Origin of the sequence: Hymenobacter gummosus, assembly GCF_003970915.1 — a bacterium.
Classification (GTDB): domain Bacteria; phylum Bacteroidota; class Bacteroidia; order Cytophagales; family Hymenobacteraceae; genus Solirubrum; species Solirubrum gummosum.
In genome coordinates this window covers 34,899-58,980 of the sequence record NZ_RXOF01000006.1, presented here as the reverse complement: position 1 = coordinate 58,980, position 24,082 = coordinate 34,899, and the positions used below count along the sequence as shown (strand labels likewise).

Below are 24,082 nucleotides of genomic sequence, written 5' to 3'. Positions count from 1 at the left end.
TGTGCTTGAACGACCAGCCATTTAACCATTTGACAATTCAACAATTTATTTAAACGAAATGACCACGCGGGCTTCGCTGATGTCAGTGAAGGGGAACAGCGCGGCGGGCAGGGTTTTCTTCTTGTTTTTCTCTTTCACCACTTCCGAGAGCATAAGGCCTTCCGGGGTGGTTTCTTCGAGCTTGCCTTCCAGCTCGCGGCCGTCGGTGAGCTTGAGGGCGAGGGTGCGGCCGGCGTGGCGGGCGTACTGGCGCTGGTCGGTCAGGGGCTGGTCGGCGCCGGGCGTGGTGACTTCCAGGTTGTAGGCCGCGTCTTCGCCGTAGGCTTCATCGATCTGGCGGGTGAGGCGGCGGGTGGTGGTGCTCAGCTCGTCGATACCGATGCCCTCCTCACCGTCGATGGTGGCGGTGATTTTGGGGCGGGTGGCGGTGTTGCTCACCGTCAGGCTCACCACGAAGTACTCGGGGCCCGGCAGGCTGGCGTCCAGCATCTGCTGAATGCGGTTGCGGTCGAAACTCATAGGCAAAGCGGGTGGGTGGGAAAAGAAAGAGGGGACTGGCGTCCCCTCTCTGTAACTGAAGTAAGTGCGGCAAAGATACAACATTGCCGAGCCGGACGCAAGTCCCCCGGCTCAGCGCACGATTTCCAGCCAGCCCTTGAAGGTGCGTCCGTCGTCGGTTTGCAGGAGGTAGTAATAGGTGCCGGCCGGCAGGGTGCCGCCGGCCCAGTCGTTGGCGTAGTCGGCGTGGCGGTACACCTCATTGCCCCAGCGCGTGAACACCTTCAGGGACGCGTGGCAGCCGTACTGCTGCACAAACCGGTCGTTGAGCCCGTCGCCGTTGGGCGTAATGACGTTGGGCGGCGTAGCGGGCTGGCCCAGGCGCAGGGCCGGAAACAGCACCTGACCCTGGCAGCCGGGGCCGTAGCGCACGGTGAGCGTGGGCTGGTAAATGCCGGGCGTGAGGTACTCGTAGGTGTAATCCTCGGCGTAGGTGGTCGTGACGGTGGTGCCGTCGCCGAAGTCCCAGGTGGCCTGGGCGCCGAGGGGCAAGCCGAGGCCGGATTTCAACTGGGCCGGAAATGGAAACGTGATGGTGTAAGGGACCAGGCCGTTCAGCCGGTCATCGAAGGTGCAGGCTACCGGCGCCGGGGGCGGGGTGGGAGTGGGCTCGTCGAGGATGGTGATGCGGCGCGTAGCAGAAGGCGGGCACAACCCGGCGGGCAAGTTGACGCTGTAAGTCAGCGTATAAGAGCGCACCGATAAGCCATAGGCCGGCGGCAGGCTGCGGGCGTCAAACCAGCCATTGACCACGCCCGGCCCGCTCCAGGTGCCCCCGGCGGGCGTGCCCCCCGTCAGGCGGAAGCGGTTGTTGGTGCCGCACACCACCGTGTCGGGGCCGGCCGTGACGCGCCGGGGCAGCACCGTGACGCTGGCCTGCACGCTGCCGCAGGAGCCGGGCACGTCGAGGGTATAAGTGAGCGTGTGGGTGCCCACACCGGCCTGAGCGGGGTAAAACTGGTTGCCGACCACGCCGGGCCCGGTCCAGTTGCCGCCCGGGGGCTGCATGGGCAGGCTATTAGCCTCCTGGCCCACTTCGCAGAAGCTGCGCGGAGCCACGGGCGGCATGGTTACGGGCGGCCGGACGGTGACGTTGAGGGCGGTGCGGGGGCAGCTGGAGCCGGCTGGCGGGGCGTAGGTGAGCGAGTAGAAGCCTATGCCCACCAGCGCCGGCGAAAACTGCTGCCCGCCGCCCGGGGCCGGTACTACGCCCGGGCCGCTCCAGGTGCCGCCGGCGGGCGTGCCGCCCAGGGGCAGCGGTCCGGCATCGAGGCAGCGCTGCAGGGCGAGGGGCTCGTTGGGAGTGGGCGCCAGCAGAATCTTCAGGGAAGCGTCGTTGCAGTTGCGGGCGGCGTTGGAGGTGGTATAGTAGCCCGCGCCGGGCGGAACAGTGAAGGTACCGCGGCCCCCGGCCGAACAGTCGCCGCACACGGCCTGGTACAGCGTGCCATCGGGCCCGAAGCGGCTGACGGCGTGGGCATGGTCGCCGGTGAAGAAGCCCGCGTATTCGGCCATGACGGCCCCGGCGCTCAGGCGCACCACGTAGGTGCCTTCGCCCTGGGTGGGAGGGGGTGCACTCACGGCCGGCAGATTGAGCACGTAGCCGATGCCCGCCAGGTACAGCCGGCCGCAGTCATCGACCTGAAAGCCGGTGAGGTGCACGCGGTTCGAAGGCACTAGGCGCGTCAACCAATAGGAAGTACTGAGGTCGGCGGAAAGCTGCTGGATAAAGGCCCGGCCGCCGGGCTGCTGGTGGCGGCCGGGTGTCGTGGGCAGGTTGCCGTCGGAGTAGCCGGCCAGGTACACGGTGCCATCGGCCGCGACCTGCACGAAGTGGGCCCCGTCGGCTTCGGCGGTGCCCAGGCGGCGGGAGTGCAGCACGGCCGAGCCATCGGGAGCCAGGCAAGCGACGAAGGCGTCGCCGGGCGCATTGGCGGGGGGCGGGGTGCCGGTGGTTACCGGGAAATTGCTGCTGTTGGTGGTGCCGGCTACGTACACGCGGCCGGCCGCGTCGAGGCTGAGGCCGTAGGCCGCATCGGCGCCGCTGCCGCCCAGCAGCACGCTCCAGCGCAGCTGCCGCAAGTCGCCGGAGAAGCGGCAGACCACGGCATCGGAGGGGCCGCCCTGGTAGCGGGAGCCGGCGCCGCCGGTGGCCGGGAAGCTGCGGTGCGTGGTGGTGCTGGCTACGTAAATGTCGCCGGCGGCATCGGTCTGCACATCGCCCAGAAACACCTCCCCGAAGTTGGGCAGGGCGCCGGCGGGCCGGTAGGAGTGGGCAAAGCCGTCGTAGCCGGGGCTGCCCAACAGGGTGCAGCCGCGCAGGTCGCGGCCGTTGGCGCTGAGCCGGGCCACGAATAAATCGGTGCCCCGGTCGAAGCTCACGCCGTTTTCCGGCTCGCAGGCGGGGCCGCCCTGGAAGCTGCGGCTGTAAGCCCGGCGGGTGGTTGGGAAGTTCTGGGAGCTGGTGGTGCCGAGGATAATCAGCTCGTTGTCCGGCCCGCTCACGATGCGGTGGGGCACGTCGGTGCGGCTGCCGCCCAGGTAAGTAGACCACAGCCGGGCCGAGGAGCCGCGGGCGGTGGGGTTGTACTTGATAATGCCCACGTCGAGCCCGCCGTTGAAGCGCACGTCGTAGGCGCCGTTGGAAGTGGGGTAGCCGGTGCTGAAAGCCACGCTGGCCGAGTACAGGTTGCCGTCGGCGTCGGGGGCCGCGGTGAAGCCCCAGTTGTCGGTGGTGGAGCCGGTAAAGGTGGCAAACACCACCGTGGGGTCGATGGTGAGCGGGCGGGTGGCGTCGTAGGCACCCAGCTGAAAGCTCACGTCGGTGCCCTGCAGCAGGTAGCGGCAGCTCACCGGCTGGCGGCGGCCCTGGGCGTCGAGCTGCCAGGCCCGCGGAGCCAGCTCGTGCACGGCGCCCACGCTGGTCTGAATCTGCAGGCGGCCGTCGGGCAGCAGGCGCAGGCCGCTGGTGCCGGCGTAGCGCAGCCGGATGGCCACGGGCCGAGCCCCGGGCTGCAGCAGGAAGTCGTATTCGAGCCGGCCGAGGCTGTCGGCGTGCAGGCGCAAATCGGTGCCGGCGTACACGCCCGGGTACCACACCTCACGGAAGCTGCGCACGTCGGTTTGCCAGCGGGTGGAGTCGGCGGAGAGGAAGTAGTTGCGCCGCTCGGTGGTGGGCTGGCGGCCGGTGGGCTTGGTGGCCGCGGCGCCCAGCAGCTGCACCCGGTAGGCGTGGGCCTGGTAGGTAGCCCGGGCCGTGTCGGCGCGGTGGGCGGGCCAGGTGCGCGGTCCGGCCACGGCGTAGGTGAAGCCGGCGTTTTCCAGAAACAGCGCGTTGCCGCCCAGCGGGGCCAGGAAGCGCACGGCCGCGTCCCACTGCCCGCGGTTTTCGATGAATTCGGCCGGGGCCGCCGGCTCGGCGGGGGCGGCGCCGGCAGTGGCCGCGGCGGGCAGCAGCCAGCCCAGCAGCAGCCAGGCCCAGAGCCGCCGGTACAGCGGATAAGCGGTAAGAGTATAGCTCATAAGACAAGCACGGCAACAAGCAGCGCACTTTGGCGCCAAACGAAGCCCAAAACGGACTTTACAGATAATAATTGTGCGGCTGAAAAGCCGTTTTCCGACCCGCGCGACGCTGTTTGGGTGGCTGCGGGACGGATTTTATCAGCGCACGATTTCCAGCCAGCCTTTCTGCGTCTGCCCGTTGGGGAAGGTCAGCAGGTAGTAGTAGGTGCCGGCCGCTTGGGTGCCCCCGTTCCAGTCGTTGCGGTAGTCCGGGTTGTCGTACACCTTGTTGCCCCAGCGCGTGAATACCTGCAGGCGGGGCGGGCAGCTGCGCGTTACCTCGAACACGTCGTTTTTGTCGTCGCCGTTGGGCGTAATGACGTTGGGGACCAGGCGCGGGGTCAGCACTTCCAGCGGCACCACCTGCGTCACGGAGCACTGGTCGTTGTTGTAGCCCACCGTCACCCGCGGGTTGTACGTGCGCGCCGTGGTGTACACGTGCTCCACCGAAGCGCCGGTGCCGGTCGTGCCGTCGTCGAAGTCCCAGCGGATGGTGCCGCTGCTACCGGGGCTGCTTACGTTGAACTGCACGCGGAGCGGGGCTTCCATGTCCTCGGGGCACTTCACGTTCTGCTTCACGATGGACACCACCGGGGGCGCGGGCACCGCGATGCGGCGCGTGGCCGTGAGGGTGCAATCGAAGTAAGGGGCGGTATAGGTGAGCTGCACGGTGCCGGTGAAGCCCGCCGGCACGGTAAAGACGCCCGCCGGCGTTACGTTCGGGCCCGACCAGGTGCCGCCGGGTACGTTGGCGCGCAGCCGGATGGGCTGGCGGTAATCGGGGCAGATGAGCGTATCGGGGCCGAGGCTGAGGGCGGGCGGGGCCGCCACCGTTACCTGCTGGGTGGCGCGGGCGGTGCAGCCGTTCAGGGTGTACGTGTAGGTAAGCGTGTGCGTGCCCACGCCGGCCGCCGCCACCGAGAAGCTGTTGCCCGTCACGCCCGGCCCGCTGAACGTGCCGCCCGCCGGCGTGCCCGTGAGCGGATAAGTCGGCAGGTTAGGAGCCTGCGAGCAGAACGAGGTGCGCGGCAGCGCGGTAAACGTGGTGGTGGGCGGGGGCGTCACCGTCATCTGCAGCGAAGCCTGGCTGAAGCACTGCCCGGTGCCGGCGAAGGTGTAGGTCAGCGTCTGGGGGCCGAGCAGGGCCGGACTGGGCGTGAAGAAAAAGCCGTTTTGCACCGAGCCGCTCACGCCCGGGCCCGACCAGGAGCCGCCCAGCGGCGTGCCGCCCAACCGCACCGGGGCGGCCGTGGCGCATACCTGCTGGTTGGCCCCGGCCACCGCCACGCTCACCTCAAAGTTGAAGCGGAACGCCGCGTTGTTGCAGTACACCGTGCCGGGGGCCGTCGGGCTGTAGGTGTTGGCGCCGGGCGGCACCGGCCAGGCAGTGCCCCCGCAGGCGCACACCGACTGGTACACCGCGCCGCGCGGGTCGAAGCGCGAGGTGCCGCCGTCCACGTGGTCGGCCACCAGGGTGTTGTAGGAGCCGTAGAAAGTGGCGTACTCCAGGCCAGTGGCGCCGGCCGACAGGGCCAGCAGGTAAAAGTCGCCGCCGTCGGTATTGGGCTGTACCGCCCCGGCCGACACGGGCATGCCGAAGGTATTGCCGTTGGGCGTATAGTGGCTGTTGTTGTCGCCGCCCCAGCCGCTGGCGTAAATCCGGTCACACTGGTCGACCAGGAACGCCGTGGGCGAAATGTCGATGGTATTGCGGCCCGAGCCGAACACGGTGGAAAAGCCCGTGGCGGTCAAATCGGCGTTGAGCTTGTGGATAAACTGGTGGCTGCCCGCGTTGTTGTAGCGGCCGGGCGTGACGGGGTAAGCCCCCAGGCTCTGGCCCAGCAGGTACGGGTCGCCGCTGCTGTCGAGCTGCACGAAGAAAGCCTGGTCGTAGCTGCCGGTGCCGAGGTAGGTGGCGCGTTGCAGGGCGCTGCCGTCGTTGCTGATGCGCACCAGGAAGCCGTCGACGTTGCCGCCGTACTGCTGGCCAATGACCCCGGGCGTAAAGGGAAAGTTGGCGCTGGTGGTGCCGCCGCACACAAACAGATTGTTCGTGCCCGGCGCCAGCTGCAGCGAGTACGCCGCATCGGCCTGGGAGCCGCCCAGAAAGCTGCTCCACAGCAGCGTGCTCAGGTTGGGGCTGAGCTTGCACACCACCGCGTCGCCGTTGCCGCCGTAGCCGGAGCGGAAGCCGCCGACGATGGGGAAGTTGTTCGAGAACGTGTTCGAAGCCAGGTACACGTTGTCACTGGCGTCCACGATGATGTCGCCGCGAAACGGGTCGCCATAGTTGCGGACCAGGGGGCTCAGGCTCGTGCTGCTGGTGGCCAGCAGGCCGTCGTTGGCACTGCCGCCGAGAAAGGTCGAGCCCACCAGGCTGGCCCCGTTGGCCGCCAGGCAGGTTACCACGATATCGGAGCCGTTGCGCAGCTCGTAGGCCGCGCCGTAGCCGTAGGGGTCCACCAGCGTGCCGCCGTTGTAGATTCGGTCGTAGCCTGTGCCGCTGACCGGGTAATCGAGGGAGCTGCTGGTGCCCAGGATGACCAGCTGGTTCTGGCTGTTGACCACCATGCTTTCCGCAAAGTCGGCCTGGGTGCCACCGATGTAGGTAGCCCACAGCCGGGCGGCCGCGCCGTTGGCGGCGGTGTTGTACTTGATGACGGCCATGTCGATAACCCCGCTGAAGGAGGTGCGGTAGGCCCCGGGCGAGGCCGGATAGCCGGGGTTAAAGGCAATGCCGCCGGAGTACAGGTTGCCCTGCTGGTCGTAGGTGGCCGTGAAGCCCCAGTTTTCGGCCGTGGAGCCCGTAACGCTCGAAAACACCACCGTCGGGTCGATGGTAAGCGGGCGGCGGTGGTCGTAGCGGCCCAGCCGGAAGCTCACCTCGGTGCCCTGTAGCACGTAGTGGCAGCTCACCGGCTGGCGGCGGCCCCGGCTGTCGAGCTGCCAGGCCCGTGGGGCCAGCTCGGTAATAGTGCCCACCGCCGTGCTGATTTCCAGGGCCCCGTCGGCGCGCAGCCGCAGCTGGTCGGCCCCGGCGTAGTGCAGGCGCACGGCGGCCGCATCGGCCTGCGGGGCCAGCTCGAAGTCGTATTCCAGCCGCTGCTGGTCGTTTTCGTAGAAGTGCGCGTCGATGCCGGGCCAGAGCCGCTGATAGCGCAACTGCCGGTAGCCGGCCACGCCGCTGGCCCAGCGCTTCTCATCCTGCCCAATAAAGTAGTTGCGCACCTCGCCGCTGGGCTGGCTGGGCAGCAGCGCCGCGGCCGCCGCCCCCACGAAGCGCACCTGCACCGCCTGACCCTTGAGCAGGCGCTGGGGCGGGGCCGGGCGGCCCTCGTGGTGGTGAAAGTCGAAGGGCTCAATCAGGCTGTAGGTCAGCCCGTCGGTTTCCACGAACAGCCGCCCGCCGGGCACGGGGGCCGCGAAGCGCACGGCATCAACCCACTGCCCGCGGTTTTCGATGAACTCCAGCCCGGGCGCGGGCATGGCGGCGGCGCGGGCTGCTACGGCGGCGCCCAGACAGATAAACAGGGTAAAGAAACGGCGGAACACGATGCGCTAAAAAAGAACAGACCCCCGAATGTACTGCATTCGGGGGTCTAATCAGGCACTTAGCGGCGGATTTCCAGCCAGCCTTTGGCTTTGCGGCCTTCCGTATCGGTGAGGTGATAGTAGTACACCCCGTCGGGCAGGGTGCCGCCGCCCCAGTCGTTGCGGTAGTCCTTGCTTTCGTATACCTGGTTGCCCCAGCGCGTAAACACTTTCATCGTCACCGGCAGGCAGCTCAGGCGCTGCTCAAACACGTCGTTCTGCTTGTCGCCGTTGGGCGTGATGATGTTCGGAATGAACGGGTCGCCCACGTACACCGGCGCAAACTGCGTGGTCGACTGGCAGGTGCCGTTGTAGTAAGCCGTGAAGCTCACGCGGTAGGTGCCGGGCTTGGCGTACACGTGCGTGGGATACTGCTCGGTGCTCGTGTTGGCCGGGCCGGAGTCCGGGTCGCCGAAGTCCCACTCGTAGCGGGTAGCGTAGGGCAGGTCGTGGGTGAAGGTGTGCGTGAACGGGGCCATGCCGGTGTAGGAGGGCAGGCCTTCCTGCGGGCGGGGCGTGAGCGGGCACACGGGCAGCTCCAGCGGGCGGTTGGTGCGGTTGTCGGGCACCAGCATCACGCGCAGCTGGGCGGCGTTCAGGCAGCCGGTGCTGGCGCGGTAGGTGTAGGTGAGCATTACCGGGCCGCTGGTAGCCGGGGGCGTAAACATGCCGCTGGGCGTGCAGCCCTGTCCGCTCCAGGTACCGCCCACGGGCGTGCCGCGCAGTTGGTAGCTCTGGCGCTGGAAGGCGCACAGGGCCGTGTCGCGCCCGGCCACCACCACGGGCAATTCATTAACCAGAATCTGCTGGCGCGACACCCCACACAGCGGGCTGGGCAGGGTGTAGGTAATGGCGTGCGTGCCCGGGCCGGCCGCGCGCGGGCTAAATTCGCCGTTGCTCACGCCGGGGCCGCTGAAGGTGCCCCCGGCGGGCGTGGCCGTCAGGCGCAGCGGGGTTTCGTCGCGGCAGATCTGTTGGGGCAGGGCGAAGCTGATGGGCGTGATGGGCTTCACCGTCATGGTCAGCGTGCTGGTGGTGACGCAGGTACCGGTGCTGGCCACCGAGTACGTCAGCACGTGGTTGCCCACCGCGGCGGTGGCGGGCGTGAAGGTGTAGCCCGCCTGGGCCGAGCCCGTCACGCCGGTGCCCGTCCAGGTGCCGCCGGCGGGGCTGCCCACCAGGCGCATCGGGGCCGCATCGAGGCAGATGTCCTGGTTGGGACCGGCCACCGCGGCGTTGATGCCGAAGTCAATCTTGAAGGCGGCGTTGTTACAGTTGTCGGCGTTGTTGCGCGTTGAGTAGGAGCCCGCGCCGGGCGGTATGGGGAAGCTCGACGAGCCGCCGCAGCCCCCGCACACGGCCTGGTACACGTAGCCGCGCCGGTCGAAGCGCGAGGTGCCGCCGTCGACGTGGTCGGCCCCGGTGCCCCCGAAATAGGTGGCGTACTCCAGGGTGGCCGCGTAGGGCGCCAGCTGCATCAGGTAGAAGTCGTTGCCGTCGGTGGTGCGCTGAATGGCCGTGCTGGTGACGGGCAGGCCCACCACGTTTTCGTTGTCGTAGGGGGCACCCTGGTTGGTGGTGCCGCCCCAGCCGCACACGTAAATCCGCTCGCACTGGTCCACCAGGAAAGCCGTGGGCGAAATATCCGGGTTGGTGCGGCCCGTGCCGAAGGCCGTGCTCAGCACCACGCTACCCAAATCGGGGGCCAGCTTGTTGATGAACTGCCGGCCGTTGGGGTTGCGGTACACGTTGCCCACGATGGGCCAGGTGCCGCGCGTCTGGCCCAGGGCGTACACGCCGCCCAGGTCGTCGAGCTGCACGAAGTACACCTGGTCGTACTGGCCGGTGCCCAGGTACGTCACGCGCTGAGCCTGGTACGAGCCGCCCGCGGTAGGCGTTAGGCGCAGAATGTAGCCGTCGACGCCCCCGAACAGGGTGCCCTGGGCGGCGCCGGCCGTGGGCGTGAGGTCGGCGCTGGCCGTGCCCCCACCGACGTAGATGTCGCGGGCCGCGTTCAGCTGAATGGAGTACGCCGCATCGAGGCCGCTGCCGCCGAAGTAGCTGGAGAAGGTCAGGTTGTCGAGGGTGGGGGTGAGGCGGGCCACTACGGCATCGAACACCCCGCCGCGGTGGCTGCCCTGCACGGCGCCCACCAGCGGGAAGTTGATGGAGTTGGTGCTGGAGGCTACGTACACGTTGTCGCTGGCGTCCACCGTAATGTCGCCGCGGAACTGGTCGCCGTAGTTGCGCACCACCTGGTTGAAGGAGCCGGTGGAGGCCAGCAGGCCGTCGTTGCCGCTGCCGCCCAGGTAAGTCGAGCCCACCAGGTTGGCGCCGTTGCCGCTCAGGCGCGTCACCACCAAGTCGGAGCCGGCCGCGTAGCTGATGCCGTTGAGCGGGGTGACGTTGCTGCCCAGGTTGAAGCTACGGTCGTAGCCGTTGCCCGATACGGGGTAGTTGTTGGACGAAGTGGTACCCAGAATCAGCAAGTCCCCCTGGTTATTGACCACCAGGCTGTGCGGCACATCGGCCTGCGAGCCGCCGACGTAGGTGGCCCACAGCCGCGAAGCCGCGCCGGTGGCAGTGGTGTTGTACTTGATGATGCCGATATCGATAACCCCGCCGAAGGAAGTGCGGAAGGCCCCGGGCGAGGTGGGGTAGCCGGCCGCGAAGACAACGCCGCCAGAATACATATTGCCCTGCTGGTCGTAGGTGGCCGTGAAGCCCCAGTTATCGGCCGTGGAGCCGGTAAACGAGGAAAACACCACCGTCGGGTCGATGACCAGAGGGCGTTTGGCGTCGTACTTGCCCAGCTCGAAGCGCACTTCCTTGCCCTGCAGCACGTAATGGCAGCTCACCGGCTGGCGCTGGCCCTTGGCGTCGAGCTGCCAGGCCTGCGGGGCCAGCTCCGTCACGGTGCCCACCGAAGTGCTGATTTCCAGGGCCCCGTCGGCGCGCAGCTTCAGGGCGTCGGCCCCGTCGTAGCGCAGGCGGATGCGGTCCGGGTCGGCCTTGGCGGCCAGCTCGAAGTCGTATTCCAGCTGGCCCTGGCGGTTTTCGTACAGGCGCGCGTCGATGCCGCTCCACAAACCCTGGTAGCGCAGCTGCCGGTAGCCGGCCACGCCGCGGGCCCAGCGCTTCTCGTCGTTGCCGAGCAGGTAGTTGCGCACCTCGCCGGTCGCCTCGCGGGGCTGCAGCGTCACGCCGGCGCGGCAGTCCACGAAGCGCATGGTGTAGGCGTGGGCGCGCAGCTCGTCGGCCACGGGCACGGCTTTGTCCTCGCCGTGGCGGTGGTGGGCCGCCAGCTGCTGCGGGTCGAGGAAGCTATAGGTAAAGCCCCCGGCCTCGAGGAACATGCGGCCGGCGGGCAGGGGCGCCACGTAGCGGGCCCGGGCGTCCCACTGGCCCTTGTTCTCGATAAATTCGAGGCTGCGGGCGGGTGGCTCAGAGGCGGTGGCGCGCAGCCCACCGGGGAGGGTAAAGAGGCTCAGCAACAGGGCCGAGCGGCCAAAAGTAGAAAGGGACATGGTGCGGGAATATGCTAAGGACCCCGAAGGTACGGCGAAACCCTGGCCTTATTGTGCGCGTCACCCGTTCATGTGGTGGGCGCCGAAATGCGTCGTAGGTTTGCGTCTTTCTGAGGTTCGGTTGGTTTTTCTGGTTGTCGGTGCGTCGTTCGTTCGCGTTTAAGCTCACGCTGCTCACCCTGGCGTGGGTGCTTCTGGCCATAGGGTGCATGCAAGTGCCGCCAAGGTTGCTTTGGCCGGCTGCTTTTGGTGCCCTGACCCTGCCCGTAGCGCTGTTGCTCAACGGGTTGGCCCTGCTATGCTGGCTGCGCCGCCGCTGGCCGCTGGCGTTGCTGCCGCTGGCCGCCCTGCTGCTGACCTGGCCTCACCTGCAGCGGGGCCTGGCTCTGCACCCGTTTGGCGGCGCTAATACCGTACCAACGCTGCGGGTGCTGAGTTCCAACGTGCGCATTTTCAACGTGTACCCCCAGCTGCGCGACCCGCACCTGGCTTCGTCCAAGGCCATGATTCGCTGGCTGGCCGAGCACCCGGCCGACGTGCTCTGCCTGCAGGAATTCTACACCGAGCCCCGGCCCACCGATGTGGGCACCTTATTCAATGCCGAGCGGCGCATCGGCCGGGACACCGGGCGCCAGGCGTTCGTCTCCACCACGCTCACCAATCACCTAGGAGCCAAGTTCGGGCTGGCCATCTTTTCGCGCTTTCCTATCCTGCGCCGCGGGGTCGTCAGCTTCGGCAAGCTCACCCAGAACCACGCCATGTGGGCCGACGTGCGCCTGCCCCAGGGCGACACCGTGCGCATCTTCAACGCCCACCTGCAGAGCATGAGCATGGCCGAGCAGGACATCGTGGACAGCTACAGCAGCAAGGCCGGTTTCAAGGCCAAGGCGCTGGGTTTGCTGCGCCGTTTCAAGCGCGGCATGGTGGCCCGCAGCACCCAGGCCGATACGCTGCGGGCGCGCATCGACGCTAGCCCGTACCCGGTCGTCGTCTGCGCCGACCTGAACGACTTGCCCTACAGCTACACCTACGACCAGCTGGCCGACCGCCTGCAGAACGCCTGGACTACGGTGGGCTTCGGCGCGGGCGCCACCTACAACGGCAAGCTCCCATTGCTGCGCATCGACAACCAATTCGTCAGTCCGCGGTTTGAGGTGCTCGGCTGCCGCGTCCGCCGCGACATTCCCTACTCCGACCACTTCCCGCTCGAAGCCGAATATCGGCTGCATTGAATGGCCAAATGGCTGAATGGTTAAATGGTTGATTGTTCCAGTAGAACGACCAGCCATTTGCCCATCCAGCCATTTAACCATTTAACAGTTTAGCCATTTGGCCCTTTACTTACCTTTGCCCCCATGCAACACCCACTGTCGCTCCACAACACGCTTACGCGCAAGAAAGAACCGTTCGTCCCCGTGCACGCGCCCTTCGTGGGCGTGTACCTCTGCGGCCCGACGGTGTACTCCGAAGCGCACGTGGGCAATGCGCGCGGCCCGGTGGTGTTCGACGTGCTGACGCGCTACCTGCGCCAGCTCGGCTACACGGTGCGCTACGTGCGCAACATCACCGACGTGGGGCATTTGGTGGGCGACGCCGACGAGGGCGAGGATAAAATCAGCAAGATGGCCCGGGCCCAGAAGCTGGAGCCCATGCAGGTGGCCCAGGACTACGCCAACCGCTACCGCCGCCACATGGAGGCCCTGGGCTGCCTCGCGCCCGACATTGAGCCGCTGGCTACCGGCCACATCATCGAGCAGATTCAGATGATCCAGGAAATCATCGACAACGGCTTCGCCTACGAGGTCAACGGCTCGGTGTATTTCGACGTGCCCAAGTACAACGAGGCCGGCAAAGGCTACGGCAAGCTCTCGGGCCGGGTGCCGGAGGAGCTGCTCAGCGGCTCCCGCGACAACCTCGCCGGCCAGGACGAGAAGCGCAGCCCCCTGGACTTCGCCCTCTGGAAAAAGGCCGATGAGCGGCACCTGATGCGCTGGCCTTCGCCCTGGAGCGACGGATTCCCGGGCTGGCACCTGGAGTGCTCGGCCATGAGCCGCAAGTACCTCGGCCGCGAGTCCGATATCCACGGCGGCGGGCTGGACCTTATGTTTCCGCACCACGAGTGCGAAATAGCTCAGAGCCAGGCCAGCCACTCGCACACCGACGAGGCGCGGGTGTGGCTGCACAACAACATGATTACGGTGAACGGCCAGAAGATGAGCAAGTCCTTCGGCAACTTCATCACCATTTCGGAGCTGTTTGCGGGCCGGCACGCCTCCCTCTCGCAGGCCTACTCGCCCATGGTGGTGCGCTTCTTCCTGCTCCAGGCCCACTACCGCAGCACCGTCGATATTTCGGATGAGGGCCTGAAAGCGGCCAGCAAGGGCTACCGCAAGCTCATGAACGGCCTGCGCCAGATCGAGCGCCTGCAGCTGCCCGAGGGCACCGAGCGCGCCGCCGACACCGCCGCGGCCGACGCCGAGCTGCGCAAGCTGGCGGCCGACTGCTACGTGGGGCTCAACGACGATTTGAACACGGCCCGCGCCATTGCCTCCTTGTTCAACCTGCTGCGCAAGTTCAACGGCTATTACAACCAGCCCGCCACGCTGGCCCAGGTGGGCGAATACGCCCTGAACGAGGCCACCGCGGCCTACCGCACGCTGGTAGTCGACATCCTGGGCCTGCGCGACGAGCCCCGGGCCAGCGCCGAGGAACTGTTGGGCCTGACCCTGCAGTTCTACGCCGAAGCCAAGTCGGCCAAGGACTACGCCAGGGTGGACACCATCCGGGCGGCCCTCAAGGAGCAGGGCATCCTGGTGAAGGACACCAAAGCCGGCGTCGACTGGGCCTACGAAGAGTAGTTTTGTCTGTCATGCAGAGGCGCAGCCGAAGCATCTCGCGTGCTGACGTAAGCATAGTAAAATATGCTATCTGGCGAGATGCTTCGGCTGCGCCTCTGCATGACGTTCGTATTTGATTGCAACTGACTCCAATGACCCGCAACCCCCTGCGCCTGCTGTGGCGCCCCGCCGCCCTGCTCGCCGCCACGGTGCTGCTCACGGCCTGCCCCGATAACAAGTCGACCACCGAAACGGCCGACCCGGCCGACCCGGCCGCTACGGCCGAGCCGGAGCTGCGCAAGGCCCCGGCCTTCAACGCCGACTCGGCCTACCAGTTTACGGCCAAGCAGGTGAGCTTCGGGCCGCGGGTGCCCAACTCGGCCGCCCACGTGAAGTGCGGCAACTGGCTGGTGGCCAAGTTCAAGGCCCTGGGCCTGCAGGTGCAGGAGCAGCCCTTCACGGCCATGGCCTTCGACGGCAAGCAGCTGCAGGGCCGCAACATCATTGCCCGCTTTGCCCCGCAGGCGGCCCGCCGGGTGGCCCTGTTTGCGCACTGGGATACCCGCCCCTTCGCCGATAAGGACAAAACCAAGCCCAACGCCCCGCTCGACGGGGCCAACGACGGCGCCTCGGGCGTGGCCGTGGCCCTGGAAATTGCCCGGCAGCTGGCCGCCCAGCCCGATTCGCTCACGCCCGCCGTCGGCGTCGACATCATCCTGTTCGATGCGGAGGACTACGGCTACGACTCTTCCACCCAGGCCGATAAGGAAAACAAGCTGGCCGGCGCGGGCGTGGAAAGCTGGTGCCTCGGCTCCCAGCACTGGATGAAAAACAAGGTGCCGGCGGGCTACAAGGCCGACTACGGCATCCTGTTCGACATGGTGGGGGCCAAGGGCGCCCGGTTTTCGCGCGAGGAGCTAAGCCGGCAGCAGGCCAATGACGTGGTCAACAAGGTGTGGTACACCGCTAGCCGCCTGGGTTTCTCCGACTACTTCATTCCCCAGGACATGCCCGGCATCACCGACGACCACGTGTTTACGAACCAGGCCGGCGTGCGCACCATCGATATCATCGACCACGTGCCCTACGGCGACGAGTTTTTTCCGCCCTACCACCACACCACCCAGGACAACATGAGCATCATCGACCGCGGCACGCTGCGCGCCGTGGGCCAGACGGTGCTGCAGGTGCTGTACCAGGAGTAGCACGGGTTGGTACCCACGAAAGCCCCGATTGCACCCGCAGTCGGGGCTTTTTGCGTTACTTCAACTGGTACTTCTGAATTTGTGCAGCCGCTTTGTTCTATGCCTTTACGTTACTTCGGGCTACTGGCCTTGGTATTGTTACTTCTGCCCGTCTGTCCAATCCGGGCCCAGGCTACCAAATTTGTCTCACCGGTGGTGAGCAATTCGGTAATGTTTCAGCAACGCGTCGGGGTGCGGGCCTACGCAGGCAAGCACTGTCGGTTGTCGGTACGTATGCGGGTGGATACCGCGCAAGTGGACGGCGGCAATGCCCGCATTGGACTGTTGATGCTGGATGGGCGCAAGCGCATCCTCGGCGGGCTGAATATGGGCAACAAGCCCGTGTCTAGCGCTACCTGGCAGACCTACACCTTGCAGGGCACGCTAGCCAAGCAGGTAGACTCGGTAGCAGTGGTGGGCATCAACTACCTCAACGGTACTTTCGAGTACGACGACTTTCAGCTGGAAGTAGAAACCCAGCCGGGCCAGTGGCAACCGGTAGCGTTGCGCAACGCTGGCTTTGAGCAGGCCGGCATTGAGCCCCGTACCAGCCTGCCGCGCGGTTGGCGGACGATGACGCCGGTCGTCGGGTTCGACCACGCGGTGGCGGAAACGAGCCCCGGGCAGCACGTGCTGCGGGTGCAGAGCCGCGGCCTGATACGCTACGGGCACAACGCCCGTGCCGGCCACCACATCAGCGTGAACGGTGTGAAGCTGTACTACGAAACCTATGGGCAGGGCGCGGCTCTGCTGTTGCTGCACGGCAACGGGGAAGACATTCGTTCCTTCGCCAACCAGATTGAAGCCCTGGCGGCCCACTACCAGGTTATTGCCGTCGACACGCGCGGGCATGGGCAGTCGGGCGACGAAAAACGCGCCTACACCTACGACTTGTTTGCCGACGACATGCGCGCCCTGCTCGATACGCTCCGGTTGCCCGCTGCCCACGTCGTGGGCTGGAGCGACGGGGGCAACACCGGGCTGAGCTTGGCCACGCGCTACCCCACGCGGGTGCTGAGCCTAACCACGATGGGCGCCAACCTCTACTGCAACAAAACAAGCGTAGAGGCTAAAACCCTGCGCGAAGTACGGCTGATTCACGCCGCGGGTCTGGTGCTTGGTCCCTTCAAGCCCCATTTCCGACGAGCCCGGCGTCTGAGCACCCTGCTGCTGCGCTACCCGCAAATGCGCCCTGAGCAGCTCAGCGCTGTGCAGGCTCCCACGTTGGTGCTGGCCGGCGAGAAGGATGTCATTCTGGAGTCCCACACTCGGCTAATTGCTAGTCATATATCGGGTGCGCAACTCCACATCTTCCCTGGCCTCACGCACTACGCCCCGCAAGAAGACCGGACGGGCTTCAACGAAGTGCTATTGGCCTTTCTGCGGCAGCTGCCGCCAAGCGGCGGCAAGGTGCGTAGCGGCGCGCAGTAGGCTCGATAGGCAAACGGCTCCCCGGCTAAACGCGTACCTTAAGCCCCCAACCGATTCGCGGCCCGCTATGAAGCACCTCGTCCTCCTGTTGCTGCTGCTCGGCGGCGTGCTGCGCCCGGTCGCGGCCCAGATTGATACCACCGGCGGGCAATTCTACCGCGAGCTGTACCCGGCGCCCACGCCCACCACGGTGCAGTACGGCAGCGCCGTCAACTCCAGCGGCACCACCGTAGCGCTGCTCATGGACGTGTACCAGCCGGTGGGCGGCCCCGCCACGCCGCGGCCGGTCATCATTTTCGCCCACGGAGGCTTTTTCCTGGGCGGCACCCGCGCCGAGTACGACGTATCGGAGCTGTGCCGGCGCTTTGCCCGCCGCGGCTACGTCACGGCCAGCATCGAGTACCGATTGGAGACATTTGCCTTCAACGGGGCGCGGGCGGTGGTTAATGCCGTGCACGACATGCGCGCCGCCGTGCGCTTTTTCCGGCAGGATGCGGCCACTACCAATCAGTACAACGTCAATCCGCTCTACATTTTCGCCGGCGGCTCCTCGGCCGGGGCCATTACGGCCGTGCACCTGGCCTACCTCGACAAGGACGCGGAGCTAGCCCAACTCAACGCGCCCGGCGTGGTCCCCGGGCTGGAAGGCAGCAGCGGCAACCCGGGCTACAGCAGCGCCGTGGTGGCGGCCATCAACCTGTGCGGGGCCATCGGCAACCTGAGCTGGCTGGAGGCCGGCGACGAGCCGCTGGTGAGCCTGCACGGCAACCGCGACACCACCGTGCCCTACGCGGCCGGCGCCACCTTCACCGGCGACGTGGTGTACGGCAGCGGCGCCATCAAGCCCCGCGCCGACGAGGTGCGCGTGCCCAACACGCTCTACACATTCCAGGGTGCCGGCCACGTGCCCTACAACGGCACCAGCGCCACCCAGCAGGCCTACATGGACACCACCGTGCGCGTCGTGCGCGATTTTCTGCGTCCCTTTCTGGGCGTGGCCTCGCCCTTGCCGGTTACGCTTACCGAGTTTCGGGCCGCCGAGCAGGGCGTCGGGGTGCTGCTGAGCTGGACCACCGCCCAGGAAGTCAATAGCGCAGGGTTTGGGGTGGAAGTATCAACCGATGGCAAAGCGTACCAGCCGCTGGGTTTCGTGCCCAGCACGGCGCCCAACAGTACCGCCGCCCAGCACTACCGCTTCCGCGACGAAAACCCCGGCGCCAGCGGCCTGCGCTACTACCGCCTGCGCCAAACCGACCTCGACGGCCGTAGCAGCTACTACGGTCCGCGGGCGGTGCGGCTGAAGGGTAAGGTTGCGGGCCTCCGCCTGAACGTGGCGCCCAGCCCGGCCGCGGGCGCCGCCACGGCTATTGTTACCGCCGAAGCTGAGTTGCCCGAGGCACAATTGCTCGTGCGCGACGTGACGGGCCGCCCAGTGCTGCGGCAAGGGCTGCAAGTACCCGCCGGCACCACGTCGGTAGCGCTGCCGCAGCTGGCCTCGTGGCCGGCCGGCGTGTACCTGATCGAGCTGCAGGCGGCGGGGCAGCGGTGGCAGGTGCGGCTACTCAAGCAGTAGCGGTGGCTTGTACCGCTTGCCAGTAAAGGCGTTAGGCAGGGCAGCTTAATGCCGCCTGCGTGTTGCTTATCAATGTATTCAAGCCTGGAGCAGGAGCTTCAACTACACGAACAGCGCCGGGGCCGCTTTGCCGGCACCCGCCGCGGCTACTTCGCGTAGCTGAGCTGCGTGCCCTCGGCCGCTACCGTGAGCCGGGCACGGCGCCCGCAGATCAGGGCCAGGTTGGCCGGCTCGTGGCCCACGGGGAAGCCGTAGGCTACCGGAAACTGGTACTTGCCGGCGTACTGGTCAATAATTTCGTAGCAGCTCAGTCCGAAAGGAATGGCGTTGTCCTGCGGATTGGTGAAGTGGCCCACGACGAGCCCGGCCAGGTCGCGCAGCTTGCCGGCCCGGTCCAGGTGCACCAGCATGCGGTCCACGCTGTAGAGGTACTCCTCAATGTCCTCCAGAAACAGAATGCGGCCGGCCGTACTCACGTCGGAGGGCGTGCCGCTGAGCGTCTGCAGCAGGCTGAGGTTGCCGCCCACCAATTCGCCCTCGGCCGTGCCGGGGCGGTTCAGCGGGTGCGCCGCCACCGCGTAGCTGATTTCCTCCCCGAACAGGGCCCGGCGCAGGCTTTCCAGCGCGTCGGCCCCGCCGGGCTGGGCGAAGATGAAGGGCATCACGCCGTGGATGCTTTCGTGGCCGAGGCGCAGCAGGTGGCAGTTCAGGGTGGTAATGTCGGAGAAGCCGGCCACCCACTTCGGGTTTTGTTCGAAGCGCGAAAAGTCAATCAAATCTATGATGCGCGGGGTGCCGTAGCCACCGCGGGCCACCAGAATGGCGCGGATGGCCGGGTCGTCGAGCTGGCGCTGAAAGTCGCGGGCCCGCAGCGCGTCGTCGCCGCCGAACTGGTGGTAGGCCGCCGCCACCGACTCGCCCAGCGTCACCCGCAGGCCCCAGCTTTCCAGAATCTGGATGGCCGGCGCCAGCTCCTCGCGCGAGACTTTGCGGGCGGTACACACAATGGCAACCTGGTCGCCGGGGCGGAGGGAAGGGGGCGTGGTGGGCATAATGAAGCGGTGTTGGCTGCCGCAAACCTACGTCGAAGCGGGCAGTCGATGGCACTATTCCCCCGCTGCTGTATGGAATGGTTGGGGAGGACGCATCTTCGCTAGCGAATGCACCTATTCCACCGAATTGTTCCCGTTCTGCTGGGCCTCAGCAGCTGCGCCGCCCCGCGCACGCTGCTGCCCGGCTCCTACCTCGAAACCAAGCCCAATGTGATGCTGTACACCAGCCGGGAACTGGTGGTGCAGCCGGCTAATCGGGTCCGCTACCTGGTCCACGTCGATGATATAAGCATGGGACGGGAAGGCAGCGGTACGTACCGCTTGCGCGGCCGCCGGCTGGAGCTGCAACTCAACGGCCAGCCCGATACCGCTACCGCCCGCACCAATAGCCGCCCACTGGCGGCCTCCGACCAACAGGTGCAGCTTAGCGTCAGCACCCAGGCGGCAGCCGGCACCTCGGAGCCGCTGCCCGGCCTCACGGTGCTGGTGCGCGACGCAGCCGGCGCCATTGTAGCCGCCACTCCTACCGATTCGGCGGGCTACGCCGCCCTGCCCTGGCAGCCAAGTACAACCCCGCAGACCATCGAAATTACCGGTATCGGCTGGCTCCGCTGGCAGCGGCCCTGGCCCACTGGCCCTACGGCTTTTCGCGTGCAGATGGTGCCCCAGCCCTACGAACCATACCCGGCCGGGACTCGCAAACTGTTTCAGCTGCTGGCTGCCTCGCCTCAGCAGCTGGTACTGCTTCAGGGCGCCGATACGCTCACGCTGGTACGTCAGCCATAAAGCGGCTTGAAAAGTAGCCAGCGGCTTACCAGGGAGAGCCTGGTCGTGGCGGCCTAAGTCGGCTAGTGCGCGAAGCTCTGCACGTAGAACCGCTCCAGAAAATGCGCAATCTGCGCAGTTTCAATCAGGAAGCCGTCGTGTCCGTAGCCCGACTCCATTTCGGCGTACATGGCCGCCGGAATCAGTCGGGCCAGAAGCTGCTGCTCGCTCACCGGAAACAGCACGTCGGAGCTGATGCCGAGCACCAGGGTGCGGGCCCGTACCCTGGCCAGGGCTGCGGCCACCCCCCCGCGCCCCCGGCCCACGTGGTGCGAGTCCATCACGTGCGAGAGCGTGACGTAGCTGTAGGCGTTGAAGCGGGCCGTGAGTTTGTCGCCCTGGTACTGCTGGTAGGAGCTGGCCCGGTAAAAAGCCGGCAGCAAGTCGTCCTCGGGCTCGGCCTGACTGCGGCCGTAGGCTTCGTAGCTGCGGTAGCTGAGCAGGGCCACGGCCCGGGCGGCGCGCAGGCCGGCCTTGCCGCCTTCGGGGCCGCCGCCCAGGTAGGTGCAGTCGGCCATGATGGCCAGGCGCTGGGCCTCGTTGAAGGCAACGCCCCAGGGCGAGTGTTGGGCGCTGGTGGCAATGAGCACCAGGTGCCCAAACAGCTCGGGCAGCTGCACGGCCCACTCCAGGGCCTGGTGCCCGCCCAAGGAGCCGCCGATGAGTGTGTGAATCCGCGCCAGGCCCAGGTGCTGGCGCAGCTGCTCGTGGGCGGCCACCAGGTCGCGCACAGTCAGGCGCGGGAAGGCGGCGTACAGCGGGCGGTGGTGGGGCGGCAGCGGCGAGGCGGGGCCGGTGCTGCCGTAGCAGGAGCCTAGCACGTTGGCGCACACGATAAACCACTCGGCCGGGTCGTAGTAATGGCCCGCGCCGAACAGGCCGGGCCACCAGCTCAGCACGTCGGCGTTGGCCGTCAGGGCGTGGCACACCCACACCACGTTGCTGCCCTCGGCGTTGAGCATGCCGTAGGTGTGGTAGGCCACCTGCGCGCCGGCCAGCTGCCCGCCGCATTCCAGCGGCAGGGGCTGCGGCAAAAGGAAAGTTTGAGGAGTACTCATCGGGGTAAAAAGCTGGAATCCGGCCGTAGAACCGGCCTGCGGAACCTGCCGGGCTCGAATCGGGTGCCCGGCGTGGTGAGTGAGGCCACCGGGCAGATCCGACCAAGCAGGCAGGCCGCGAAGCCGGTTCGAAGCCGGATTCAGTATTTCTTTGCTACCGGCCCCTCCCTGGCAGGGGAGGAGCCGGCGCAAAGAGGCCAAGGCAAAGGCGGCGCGTCTTCTCCCGAAACGAACCGCCCGGCCCCGCCAGCTGGAGGGGAAGCCGCACCATGGCAGCGGACCGGCTTCCCAGGTTCCCTCCCTTTTAGACTTCCAGCGTAGCGGGGTGCCCGGCTTGTTGCTCCACGAGGATGGGCGTTTCGTCCTCGTCGGTGTCGGTGGGGGCGGCATTGAGCACCGCGTCGAAGGCGCGCTGCAAGTCCCCCTTGATGTCGTCGATGTGCTCAATGCCCACCGAGAGGCGCAGCAGCGTGGGCGTCACGCCGGCGGCGCGCTGCTCCTCGTCGGAAAGCTGCTGGTGAGTGGTGGCCGAGGGCTGGATAATCAGCGTCTTGGCGTCGCCCACGTTGGCCAGGTGGCTGATAAGCTGCAGGTTGTCGATAAACTGCGTGGCCGTGTCCTTGGAGCCCTTGATGGCGAAGGTCAGCACCCCGCCGAAGCCGCGCTTGAGGTATTTCGCGGCCAGCTGGTGGTAAGGGCTGCTCTTGAGGCCGGGGTAGTTCACGGCTTCCACCTGCGGGTGCTGCTCCAGCCACTCGGCAATCTTCTGGGCGTTTTCCACGGTGCGGTCCACGCGCAGGCTCAGTGTTTCGAGCCCGATGAGCAGCTGCCAGGCGTTGAAGGGGCTCTGCGAGGGGCCAAAGTCGCGCAGGCCTTCCACCCGGGCCCGGATGATGAAGGCGATGTTGCCGAACGGCCCGTTCTTGCCGAACACGTCGTTGAACACCAGGCCGTGGTAGCCCTCCGAGGGCTCGGTAAACTGCGGGTACTTGCCGTTGCCGAAGTCGTACTTGCCGCCGTCCACTATCACCCCGCCGATGGAGGTGCCGTGCCCGCCAATCCACTTCGTGGCCGACTGCACCACGATGTGCGCGCCGTGCTCCAGGGGCCGGAACAGGTAGCCCGCCGCCCCAAACGTGTTGTCGACCACCAGCGGCAGATCGTACTTCTCGGCCAAAGCCGCAATGGCCTCAAAATCCGGAATGTTGAAGCCCGGGTTGCCGATGGTTTCCAGGTACAGGGCCTTGGTATTCTCGTCAATCAGCTTCTCGAAGCTCTCCACATTGTCGCCGTCGGCGAAGCGCACCTCGATGCCCAGGCGCTTGAAGGCCACCTTGAACTGGTTGTAGGTACCCCCGTACAGGAAGGAAGTCGACACGAAATTGTCGCCGGCCTGCAGGATGTTGTTCAGGGCAATAAACTGGGCCGCCTGCCCCGAAGCCGTAGCCAGCGCCGCCACGCCGCCTTCGAGGGCGGCAATGCGCTGCTCAAACACGTCGGTGGTGGGGTTCATCAGGCGGGTGTAGATGTTGCCGAACTCCTTCAGGGCAAACAGGTTGGCCCCGTGCTCGGCGTTTTTGAAGACGTAGGAAGTGGTCTGGTACAGCGGCACGGCGCGGGCCCCGGTGGTGGGGTCGGGCTGCTGGCCGGCATGGAGCTGCAGGGTCTCGAACTGGAAGTTTTGAGCAGACATGGGAAGGCTGAGAAGAGAGGTTGTGGAATCAGAAACCAGGAAGCCAGCCGCGCTACTGCCGCCGAAACGGGGTGCGCTGAAGCCGCAGCCCCCGCCGGCCCGGATGCATCAGCGGGTACGGCAAGGCCACGCGCCGCCCGGAAGCCCGGCGGCTGGCAGAAACACGGAAAGGGTAGGGGCCAGCTATGTCAGGCGCCGGCGGGGCACACTACCAACAACAGCAACAACACATTCGGGCCGCGCCTGAAACAGACGACGGCGCAAAAGCGGCCAGGCAGGCGCGGGCGGCTACGGCCAAAGCGGTAGCAGACGGCGCGGCGAGGGGCGCTGATGAAGGGTTGCCGGAAATGGGGGGGTAGTGGCTCATGGCACGCGGTTTATTTGTCCCCTCCCTGCAATAAGCAGTGGGGCAGGAGTTGGCACCTGCCGGCCTAGTGCGTTGCCGGTGGTTGCCAGAGGGTCACGGAGCCTGGTCTCTCGCCTCTTCGAAATAAATGCGTCAAAAAAAGCCCGCACCGGAAGCACGGGTGGTACAAAGGTAGTACCGGATGCATAAAACGCAAATCCGGCAAAAAGTTTTCAGAAACCAACTGAAAAGTGGCCAGCCGGTAGTGGACATAAAAAAACGCCCCAGGGGTCGGACCTGGGGCGTTGGATGCGCTAGAGGCGGGGCTGCCTAGATTTTCGGCAGCTTCAGCACTTGGCCGACCTCAATGCGGTCGGGGTCGTTGCCGATGGTGGACTTGTTGGCGTCGTAGATCTGGTGCCACTTGGCGGCGTCACCGTAGTGGCGCTTGGCAATTTTGGACAGCGAGTCGCCGCTGACCACGGTGTAGCTTTCGCCCTGGGCGGCGGCGGGTTGGGCCGGGGTGGCAGCCGGCTGGGTGCTGTTGCCGAAAAAATCGGTGGCGCTGCCGGTTTGCTTGGGCTGGGTGGGTTGAACAGGCTTTTTCTCGCCTTTATCGCTCAGAAAATCAAAGAGTCCCATAGTGGTGTCGTGGTTGAGGTGTGGGGGAAGAGTTCAAAAACCTGATGGTCAGTTGAATCAGCCCTGCTTTACGCGGGTACCGCCGCCGGGGTTGCGGCTTAACCCTTTGCCCAAGTGCCCGTAAGAAACGCCGCGGCAACTGCT

14 protein-coding genes and 1 riboswitch are annotated in these 24,082 nt (G+C 66.6%); of the genes, 6 read left to right on the top strand and 8 right to left on the bottom strand.

Annotated elements, in window-relative coordinates:
* Positions 1–45: 45 nt before the first annotated feature.
* The 4 genes from EJV47_RS12070 to EJV47_RS12055 form a co-directional block, all read right to left on the bottom strand.
* Positions 46–519, bottom strand: a complete 474-nt coding sequence (locus EJV47_RS12070; RefSeq protein WP_243651128.1) for a ribosome maturation factor RimP — start codon at positions 517–519, stop codon at positions 46–48.
* Between the two features lie 111 nt (positions 520–630).
* A complete protein-coding gene (locus tag EJV47_RS12065) occupies positions 631–4,080 on the bottom strand; it encodes a DUF7948 domain-containing protein (RefSeq protein ID WP_126693413.1) in 3,450 nt (1,149 codons plus the stop codon).
* A 138-nt stretch (positions 4,081–4,218) separates the two neighbouring features.
* Positions 4,219–7,671, bottom strand: coding sequence for a DUF7948 domain-containing protein (locus EJV47_RS12060; protein ID WP_126693412.1), 3,453 nt, complete (start codon positions 7,669–7,671; stop codon positions 4,219–4,221).
* Between the two features lie 59 nt (positions 7,672–7,730).
* Complete coding sequence (locus tag EJV47_RS12055) at positions 7,731–11,237, bottom strand: DUF7948 domain-containing protein (protein ID WP_126693411.1); 3,507 nt, start codon at positions 11,235–11,237, stop codon at positions 7,731–7,733.
* Positions 11,238–11,377: 140 nt separating this feature from the next.
* On the opposite strand from EJV47_RS12055, the gene EJV47_RS12050 reads away from it, so the two are divergent.
* The 5 genes from EJV47_RS12050 to EJV47_RS12030 all read left to right on the top strand — a co-directional run bounded on the left by EJV47_RS12050 (position 11,378) and on the right by EJV47_RS12030 (position 18,322).
* Positions 11,378–12,469 carry an endonuclease/exonuclease/phosphatase family protein gene (locus tag EJV47_RS12050; RefSeq protein ID WP_165903721.1) on the top strand — a complete coding sequence of 364 codons (1,092 nt, stop codon included), beginning with the start codon at positions 11,378–11,380 and terminating at the stop codon, positions 12,467–12,469.
* A gap of 123 nt (positions 12,470–12,592) precedes the next feature.
* Positions 12,593–14,095, top strand: a complete 1,503-nt coding sequence (gene cysS, locus EJV47_RS12045; protein ID WP_126693409.1) for a cysteine--tRNA ligase — start codon at positions 12,593–12,595, stop codon at positions 14,093–14,095.
* A gap of 131 nt (positions 14,096–14,226) precedes the next feature.
* Positions 14,227–15,279 (top strand): M28 family peptidase, encoded by a 1,053-nt coding sequence (locus EJV47_RS12040; protein WP_165903720.1) that lies wholly within the window; start codon positions 14,227–14,229, stop codon positions 15,277–15,279.
* Between the two features lie 273 nt (positions 15,280–15,552).
* Positions 15,553–16,749, top strand: coding sequence for an alpha/beta fold hydrolase (locus EJV47_RS12035; protein WP_165903719.1), 1,197 nt, complete (start codon positions 15,553–15,555; stop codon positions 16,747–16,749).
* Between the two features lie 67 nt (positions 16,750–16,816).
* Positions 16,817–18,322, top strand: a complete 1,506-nt coding sequence (locus tag EJV47_RS12030) for a carboxylesterase family protein (protein ID WP_126693407.1) — start codon at positions 16,817–16,819, stop codon at positions 18,320–18,322.
* 146 nt (positions 18,323–18,468) lie between these two features.
* Here EJV47_RS12030 and EJV47_RS12025 read toward each other — a convergent pair whose 3' ends face one another.
* A complete protein-coding gene (locus tag EJV47_RS12025) occupies positions 18,469–19,374 on the bottom strand; it encodes a S66 peptidase family protein (protein ID WP_126693406.1) in 906 nt (301 codons plus the stop codon).
* 108 nt (positions 19,375–19,482) lie between these two features.
* On the opposite strand from EJV47_RS12025, the gene EJV47_RS12020 reads away from it, so the two are divergent.
* Complete coding sequence (locus tag EJV47_RS12020) at positions 19,483–20,160, top strand: hypothetical protein (RefSeq protein WP_126693405.1); 678 nt, start codon at positions 19,483–19,485, stop codon at positions 20,158–20,160.
* Positions 20,161–20,222: 62 nt separating this feature from the next.
* Here the strand turns inward: EJV47_RS12020 and EJV47_RS12015 are convergent, their stop codons facing one another.
* From EJV47_RS12015 to EJV47_RS12005, 3 genes are all read right to left on the bottom strand, one after another.
* Positions 20,223–21,257 (bottom strand): homoserine O-acetyltransferase family protein, encoded by a 1,035-nt coding sequence (locus EJV47_RS12015; RefSeq protein ID WP_126693404.1) that lies wholly within the window; start codon positions 21,255–21,257, stop codon positions 20,223–20,225.
* A 304-nt stretch (positions 21,258–21,561) separates the two neighbouring features.
* Positions 21,562–22,950 carry an O-acetylhomoserine aminocarboxypropyltransferase/cysteine synthase family protein gene (locus EJV47_RS12010; RefSeq protein WP_126693403.1) on the bottom strand — a complete coding sequence of 463 codons (1,389 nt, stop codon included), beginning with the start codon at positions 22,948–22,950 and terminating at the stop codon, positions 21,562–21,564.
* Positions 22,951–23,324: 374 nt separating this feature from the next.
* Positions 23,325–23,447: riboswitch (SAM riboswitch) on the bottom strand.
* A gap of 179 nt (positions 23,448–23,626) precedes the next feature.
* The gene (locus tag EJV47_RS12005; RefSeq protein WP_126693402.1) at positions 23,627–23,938 is read right to left on the bottom strand and encodes a LysM peptidoglycan-binding domain-containing protein; all 312 of its coding nucleotides are present in this window, start codon (positions 23,936–23,938) and stop codon (positions 23,627–23,629) included.
* Between the last annotated feature and the right edge of the window lie 144 nt (positions 23,939–24,082).

Bases quoted from the DNA above. Each gene is read 5' to 3' on its own strand.
- EJV47_RS12030 (WP_126693407.1), top strand. From the start codon at position 16,817: ATGAAGCACCTCGTCCTCCTGTTGCTGCTGCTCGGCGGCGTGCTGCGC.
- EJV47_RS12035 (WP_165903719.1), top strand. From the start codon at position 15,553: ATGCGGGTGGATACCGCGCAAGTGGACGGCGGCAATGCCCGCATTGGA.
- EJV47_RS12020 (WP_126693405.1), top strand. From the start codon at position 19,483: ATGCACCTATTCCACCGAATTGTTCCCGTTCTGCTGGGCCTCAGCAGC.
- EJV47_RS12010 (WP_126693403.1), bottom strand. From the start codon at position 22,950: ATGTCTGCTCAAAACTTCCAGTTCGAGACCCTGCAGCTCCATGCCGGC.
- cysS (WP_126693409.1), top strand. From the start codon at position 12,593: ATGCAACACCCACTGTCGCTCCACAACACGCTTACGCGCAAGAAAGAA.
- EJV47_RS12065 (WP_126693413.1), bottom strand. From the start codon at position 4,080: ATGAGCTATACTCTTACCGCTTATCCGCTGTACCGGCGGCTCTGGGCC.
- EJV47_RS12015 (WP_126693404.1), bottom strand. From the start codon at position 21,257: ATGAGTACTCCTCAAACTTTCCTTTTGCCGCAGCCCCTGCCGCTGGAA.
- EJV47_RS12040 (WP_165903720.1), top strand. From the start codon at position 14,227: ATGACCCGCAACCCCCTGCGCCTGCTGTGGCGCCCCGCCGCCCTGCTC.
- EJV47_RS12055 (WP_126693411.1), bottom strand. From the start codon at position 11,237: ATGTCCCTTTCTACTTTTGGCCGCTCGGCCCTGTTGCTGAGCCTCTTT.
- EJV47_RS12005 (WP_126693402.1), bottom strand. From the start codon at position 23,938: ATGGGACTCTTTGATTTTCTGAGCGATAAAGGCGAGAAAAAGCCTGTT.
- EJV47_RS12025 (WP_126693406.1), bottom strand. From the start codon at position 19,374: ATGCCCACCACGCCCCCTTCCCTCCGCCCCGGCGACCAGGTTGCCATT.
- EJV47_RS12070 (WP_243651128.1), bottom strand. From the start codon at position 519: ATGAGTTTCGACCGCAACCGCATTCAGCAGATGCTGGACGCCAGCCTG.